The sequence below is a fragment of the Deltaproteobacteria bacterium genome (assembly GCA_021159305.1).
Classification (GTDB): Bacteria; Campylobacterota_A; Desulfurellia; order JAGGSF01; family JAGGSF01; genus JAGGSF01.
On sequence record JAGGSB010000059.1, the window covers coordinates 1 to 4,869 of the forward strand.

General features: G+C 38.9%; 5 protein-coding genes and 1 pseudogene. 3 read left to right on the forward strand and 3 right to left on the reverse strand.

Going from position 1 to position 4,869, the window contains the following annotated elements; genetic code table 11:
- The 3 genes and pseudogenes from J7J10_03770 to J7J10_03780 form a co-directional block, all read right to left on the reverse strand.
- A partial coding sequence (locus J7J10_03770) for a hypothetical protein (protein ID MCD6130047.1) occupies nt 1-232 on the reverse strand: 232 nt, incomplete at its 3' end.
- Nucleotides 229-779 (reverse strand): annotated as a pseudogene (locus J7J10_03775) (ATP-binding protein). The gene J7J10_03770 and the pseudogene J7J10_03775, both read right to left, overlap by 4 nt.
- On the reverse strand, nt 776-1,873 hold the full coding sequence (locus J7J10_03780; GenBank protein ID MCD6130048.1) for a transposase: 1,098 nt from the start codon (nt 1,871-1,873) through the stop codon (nt 776-778). The pseudogene J7J10_03775 and the gene J7J10_03780 overlap by 4 nt, the downstream one beginning before the upstream one ends.
- A 380-nt stretch (nt 1,874-2,253) precedes the next feature.
- Between J7J10_03780 and J7J10_03785 the strand changes: the two genes are divergently transcribed.
- The 3 genes from J7J10_03785 to feoB form a co-directional block, all read left to right on the forward strand.
- Nucleotides 2,254-2,535 (forward strand): ferrous iron transport protein A, encoded by a 282-nt coding sequence (locus J7J10_03785; GenBank protein MCD6130049.1) that lies wholly within the window; start codon nt 2,254-2,256, stop codon nt 2,533-2,535.
- A gap of 3 nt (nt 2,536-2,538) precedes the next feature.
- Entirely contained in the window at nt 2,539-2,763 is a 225-nt protein-coding gene (locus J7J10_03790) for a ferrous iron transport protein A (protein ID MCD6130050.1), read from the forward strand.
- Nucleotides 2,760-4,869, forward strand: a 2,110-nt coding sequence (gene feoB / locus J7J10_03795; protein MCD6130051.1) for a ferrous iron transport protein B, incomplete at its 3' end; no start/stop codon positions are given. The genes J7J10_03790 and feoB, both read left to right, overlap by 4 nt.

Consider the following 4,869-nt stretch of genomic DNA (forward strand, 5'->3'; position numbering starts at 1 on the left):
AGGTTTGCCCCCATTTGTCGACTTTATAAATTCCCGCCTCCGTGTCATTCCGCCCCCGTATCAAGTACGGGGTGACATTACTTGATGCGGAATCTGGAAAGAATTTAGCCACGGATGAACACAGACATACACAAATGTAAAAGGCAAGGACTTTTCCCATAGTCTCGGTAAGTGAAAATACCATAGCTTGGGTAAATAGAAATACCATTGACCTGAAACCGGAAATGATCATACCTCCTTATTTTTATTTTTTATTCTGTAAGATTCTCCATCCATGGTGAAAACCCTGGCATGATGTAATGATCTGTCCAGCAGCGCTGTAGTCATTACACTGTCGCCCATCATTTCAGCCCAGGAGTCGAAACTTTTATTAGATGTGACTATTATTGATAACTTTTCATACATTTCACTTATCATGTTGAAAAAGAGATTAGCCTCACGTTTCTCAATAGGGGTATAGCCTATCTCGTCTATGATCATCTGTTATCTATCCATCGGCAGTCAAGTAAATTTACCACTTCCGATTTTCCTATCCCTTTGACCCTGCCGAAATCAAAATTGTCTATTTTCTTTATGACAGGGAAATGAGCACCAGTCATGTTTCTCTCTACCCGGCGTTTTATTCTGTAAGATATTTCAGTAGTAAATAATGTATTAAGAAAGGTAATATAGGAATCTTTCTTTATTTCCGCATCATTTATTATTTCATCAAGACTATTTCCTATGCCTTTTAAATTCAGTGTATTTACAAAGTTCAAAGTCTGTTCATATGCTTTCATGTGACTGCCCTCTCTCTTTTACTAATAAGCTCTTTGTATGCGGATAAGTTCCTCTTATTGACCTTTAAAGGTTCATGATATTCCCTGGCCATAGGTTGTATTTCCTGAAAGATGTTTTCTGAGGCACCTGTCTCCTGCTTATAATAGGCATAGGTATCATTCAGGTTTGCAAAACTCAGTGTATCATTCTCCAGGCAGTATTCCAGAGCCTTATTGAGAATAACAATGTCGATATCCTCCGCCATAAAGTATCTTTTCGCCTCCAGGCATTGGTCCCTAACATATCTTGAGAAAGTCTTAAAATTCCTCTCCGTGAATCTCTTCCAGTTTTCCCCCTCGAACATCTCAGAAACAAAGGCTTTCAACTCCTGTGCTGTCTTCTCCCTTTCCCTCTTGTACTCCCTTTTGCTTATCATTTTCCCGGGAATAGGAGAAAGACCATATTCGACTATCTCTTTTCCCGTGTACAGATCAAAGACGAAAAGCTTGTGTTTGGTGACATAAATCTCAACCGTTTTGTTCCTGTATTTTAAGGGCAGCTGATACCTGCATGCATCTACTGATATACAGGCTTTATCGTTTACTGTTCTATCTTCTCTCCCCAAAAGGGAGTCTTTCCTGAATATGGAGTTGCGGGCAGGCCGCAATTTCTCTCTTTCCTTTTCAATGATTACTGCAGGTATCTGCTTTGTAGCCTGAGATATTTTCCCATTTGCACGGCTTTTAAGCCACATGTACACACTTTCATTCGCCTCATCCACAGCCTTAAAATCTCTTGCACACAGAAAATTGTTTTTTACATATTTTACCAGGTTTTCAATCTTGCCTTTTGTTTCAGGATCTGCAGCCCGGCAGACATACATTCTTATTCCTTGCTCTTCAATAAAATACTTAAAATCATCAGTATAGATTATATCCCCTGCATTTTCGCTTACTACCATCAGTTTGTCCTGGTCAACAACCAGTTCCTCTGTTGTGCCTCCGAAATAGTCATAACAGTTAAGCAGATGATAAATAACTTCGGTTGTTTTAAATGGATGATCCTGAAAAATTACATATTTATACCTACTTGCAGAAAGAACTGCAGCAAATATGTAAAGCTTAAGCCCGCTTCTGTAAAGTTTTTATAAACCTTACAAGAGTCTTCCTGAAAAGGGATTCTATTTACCTTTACTATGGTATTTCTGTTTACCATTGGTATGGTAATTCAGCTTACCATTTCCACATAAGGAGAATCAAGCACCTTATTTCTTTTTTAAAGAGACGGTCATTTTCCTAAAAACCTTCGATTTCTACGGCAATCTTTGATTGCCATATAGATTTTTAGCGAGGCAATTTGGTGGCTTGACAAACATCGAAGATGCTTGCAAGCTCAAATCAAAGATTTGTGACTTGACAAGTAAGATATATTTTATATAATTAGTTTCATCTAACAAGAGTTGGTTAAACTAAATTAAAATGGATGGAGATGGAGATGGATGTTAAGTTAGAGGATGATGTAGATAGGTTAAAAATTGTGCCACTTGCTACAGTTTTCCCGGGCAAGAAGGTAAGAATCGTTTCTTTATTAGCAGGTAGGGGCTTACAAGGACACCTGATAGATATGGGTCTTAATATAGGTTCAGAGGTTGAGGTAATCAGTTCAATCAGAAGAGGACCTTTATTGATTGCATGCGGGGAAACCCGTCTGATGATAGGTTTCGGTATGGCTAAAAAAATCATGGTTGATTCAATAGATTATGAGGAGGAACAATAAACGATGACTTTGGATGAATTAAAACCTGGTCGGGAATGTCGCGTTATAAGGGTAACTGCAGAAGGTATTGTGGGACAAAGACTGTTAGATATGGGGTTTTCCCCAGGAACGGAAATAAAGGTTGTTCGTAATGCACCTTTAATGGATCCAGTTGATGTTAAATTAAGAGGATTTATTCTTGCCCTGCGTCATTCTGAGGCAAGAGGAGTAGAGGTAAACCTGTTATGAAAAAAGCCAAGAGGATAAAGGTAGCTGTAGCAGGTCAGCCCAATTCGGGTAAGTCTACTGTTTTTAATATGCTTACCGGGGCAAGACAATATGTGGCGAATTATCCTGGTGTAACGGTGGAAAAGAAAACAGGCTATTACAGTTTTAAGGGATTAAAAATTGAACTAATTGACCTTCCCGGAACTTACAGTCTTACCTCCTACAGCTTAGAAGAACGAATAGCGAGGGATATTTTACTCCATGAAAAACCTGCAATGGTAGTTGATGTAGTGGATGCCTCTAATTTAGAGCGGCATCTATATTTGGCATTTCAGCTTGCGGAAATGGGTATTCCCTTAATTATTGATTTAAATATGCTGGATATGGCTAATGGACGAGGTTTTAAGATTGACACTGCTAAATTGAGCCAGCAATTAGGGGTTCCTGTAATTCCCACAGTTGCAAATAAAGGTAAAGGAAGGAAGGAGCTAAAAGGGGCTATATCGGATATTTACAAAAAATCTGTGACCACTTCTTTTCGCGTTGATTATGGAGAGAAGTTAGAACCTATTTTAGGACGGTTGGAACGGCAATTGTCACAGGATTTAGCTCTTGTGGAGAGTTACCCTATACGATGGTTGGCTGTGAAGTTAATGGAGAATGATAGTGAGGCTCAAAGGTTGATTCAGGAGCATGCTAAGAATAATAAGGGTATTTTAGAAGTTGTTGCTCACGAAAGGAATGAGTTTTCCTCCCAATATGGAGAGTCGCCAGAAAAATTCATTGCCAACCACAGGTATAAAACTGCAGATAAAATTGTAAAGGCCTGTGTTAAGCAGGAAAGGGTAGCTAAAACTTTTACAGACAGGGTTGATCGCATTGTTTGCCACAGGGTTTTCGGACCGATTATCTTAATTGGTATTCTTTATCTTATGTACTGGCTCTCCATAGTCCAGGGGTATGCCATCACTAACTATACCTATCCTTATCTTGCTGCATTTAGAGATTTTCTCATCTCCCTGTTTCCCGGGCCAGGATTTGTCTTAGATTCATTTTTTCATGCCCTGCCAGTATGGGTCATTCAGGGGATTATAGCGGTATTAAATTATGTGCCTATCTTTTTTATCTTGTTTCTCCTAATAGCCATTTTGGAAGATACAGGCTATATAGCCCGGATGGCTTTTATCCTGGATCGTGTTTTTAAACATTTTGGTCTTCACGGGAAATCTATTCTGCCCTTGGTATTGGGTGGGCTATATATGGGTGGTTGTGCGATACCAGGGGTCATGGCATGCCGTGGTATAAAGGATGAAAAGGCAAGGATGACCACTATCATGATTACACCACTTATGAACTGCCTGGCCAAGATTCCCCTTTATGTGCTTCTCATAGGCATATTCTTTGCTGCACATAAAGGCACTGTTATGTTTTTTATAGCCACCATTACTATTATCATAGCTCTTTCCGTAGCCAAGATTTTAAGTATGACTATATTTAGGCACAAGATGAGCGCACCTTTTATCATGGAGATGCCGGCATATCATCTGCCCACCATACAGGGCGTGTTGCGTCGTTGTCTGGAAAGATTATGGCTCTTTTTTAAAAAGATCATAACCATTGTTGTTATAGTGACTGCCATTGTTTTTTTGTTTACCCATCTTCCCGGACTAAGCAAAGAGAGAAAAACCTACTATAGTAAACAGGCAAATCAGACAGAAAAATCTTTCTTTAAAAAGATAGAAAATACCTCTTATGCGAGTTTGCTGACCGGTCCCAAATTTATGGAATTTGTGCAGTATTGGGACAATTATAAATCTGCCAGAATGGGAGCAAAAGGGAAAAAAGCCGCAAAAGCAGTTGATAAAAGCTTTCGTAAGAAAAACTTTGAATTTTTCAAGGTTGTAAAACGGGGAAGATATGAGTTGGAGAGGAAAAAGATAAAGGATAAAGACGCTATGATGGTTCATAGAGCTTATAAAAAAACAGCCAAAGTAAGAAGAAATCTTAGAAAGAAAATAAAAGAAGAGGTAATTTTAGGAAGTATTTTGGGACAGGTGGGATGTTTTATGGAACCAGTTACAAAGTATGCAGGATTCAACTGGCGGGTAAATATTGCTCTGATCAGTG